2 protein-coding genes are annotated in these 1,950 nt (G+C 56.5%); both read left to right on the top strand.

Annotation, left to right across the window (positions count from 1 at the left end; all coding sequences use genetic code 11):
* On the top strand, positions 1-758 hold a 758-nt coding region (locus GV819_RS32500), incomplete at its 5' end, for a T6SS immunity protein Tli4 family protein (RefSeq protein WP_178126157.1).
* Between the two features lie 264 nt (positions 759-1,022).
* On the top strand, positions 1,023-1,950 hold a 928-nt coding region (locus GV819_RS32495), incomplete at its 3' end, for a T6SS immunity protein Tli4 family protein (RefSeq protein ID WP_256667708.1).

The raw sequence follows: 1,950 nt of genomic DNA, 5'->3' as shown, positions 1-1,950 counted from the left end.
TCGTGTCTAAACCAGAGGGTCGGGCATATTATCGAAAAGGAGAAATATCAGTCGATAGAGAGCGTCGGGGCATTGAAATCGCTACCTCTCTAGCCCGCAACCTACGCTCTCGCGAAGCCAATGAGATTCCCAGCGAACCGGGGTTTTGTATAGACCGTGCCTATATCGCGGGAAATAGTTTTCAAAGTGAGCGCTTCGGGATTGGCGTGACCTTCCCGGAACACCCCGGAGCCTTTTTGTCATTCAGATCCAGCACCGGAGCCGAACAAAATCGGTTACTGGATCGAGTGGGAGGCTTTCTGATGGGTGCGGCGAAGATGGTTGCGGGCATCGAGACCTTGCGCAAAAGAGAGCGTGGCGGTGCAGTTGCAGGCGAAGAGTATCTGCTGGCAGGCAGCGCAAAGGGGCAGCGCGCCTATACCTTCCTCTGGGAGGCCCAAGGCAAGGACAAGTCGATCAGCGAACCTCACCTCAAGGCGGAATTGAGCGTAGAGGAACGTAGTTCCGATGAACATGGCAACCCACCGGCTCCGACTTTCAAATCCGATAAAGCCGCACTGGAACTGTGGGACGCCATCATCGATTCAATTCGCCTGCGCCCGGTATCGACACCTGGACGCGACGGCAATGCTGGCCCCCCCTCCCCGCCTACAGGTCCGCAACGGATGGCCAACAATCCATCGGTAGATGATGACTACGCCCTGGAAGAGTTCCTCGCTGAGCTGAAGCCTAAAGATAACTGGATGGATGATTTGTGAGTTTCTCAAGGAGAAGGGAAATGCTGCAGACGCTAGAGCGACGGTGCCTGAGCGCGAGAGTTACACACCAAGAGCGCTACCACGGCAAGCGCGCCAACGGGCCGCGTTATCTGACGTGATCAAGATCACTCAATTGGCTGACTGGCACCTGGACGACAAGGGGGGCTTATGAGCCGCGCTCGTTGCCTGCTAACGATCCTTGGTCTCATCGCCCTGAGTAGCGTTATCAGCTGTGCATCGATTTTTTCTTCTCGGAGCCCGGCCATGGACAAGAGTGGATGGGTTACCCACTGCTACGGACGCTTTCTGATCGATCTGCCGCCACAGGCAGAGATCAATGCTGGGTATGACCTGTGGGGCGACAACATCAAAGCACTCGACGATACTCCTGAGGCTCTGGTGGCCAGAATCGGCCAGCGTGAGAAGGAACTGAAGAGTGAACGACATAAAAAGATACAAGGGAGTATGTTTCTGCGTCGATTGGACCTTGGAGATGGTTCAACAGGGCTACTTTCCTGGAAGTCCAATGCCAGCGTAGAGATGTACTTGCTGGATACTTACGCTATTTCCACGCCGACCTGGCGCGCTTACCGCTGGAAAGGGGGTGTCACGCGAGATCGTGAGACGGCAGGCATTGAGAGTGCTACTTCCCTGGCCCGAAACCTGCGTTCTCGTGAAGCCAACGAGATCCCCACCGAACCGGGGTTCTGTATCGACCGGGCCTATATCGCGGGGGACAGCTTTCAAATGGAGGACTTCGGGATTGGCGTGACCTTCCCGGAACACCCCGGAGCCTTTTTGTCATTCAGATCCAGCACCGGAGCCGAACAAGATCGGTTACTGGATCGAGTGGGTGGCTTTCTGATGGGGGCGGCCAAGCTGGTTGCGGGCATCGAGACCCTGCGCAAAAGAGAACGTGGCGGCGCAGTTGCAGGCGAAGAGTATCTGCTGGCAGGCAGCGCAAAGGGGCAGCGCGCCTATACCTTCCTCTGGGAAGCCCAGGGCAAGGACGAGTCGATCAGCGAACCTCACCTCAAGGCGGAATTGAGCGTAGAGGAACGTAGTTCCGATGAACATGGCAACCCACCGGCTCCGACTTTCAAATCCGATAAAGCCGCACTGGAATTGTGGGACGCCATCATCGATTCAATTCGCCTGCGTCCGGTATCGGCACCTGGACGCGACGGCAATG

The organism is Pseudomonas sp. Fl5BN2 (genome assembly GCF_009908205.1).
GTDB lineage: Bacteria > Pseudomonadota > Gammaproteobacteria > Pseudomonadales > Pseudomonadaceae > Aquipseudomonas.
This window is presented reverse-complemented; position numbering and strand designations above follow the sequence as displayed.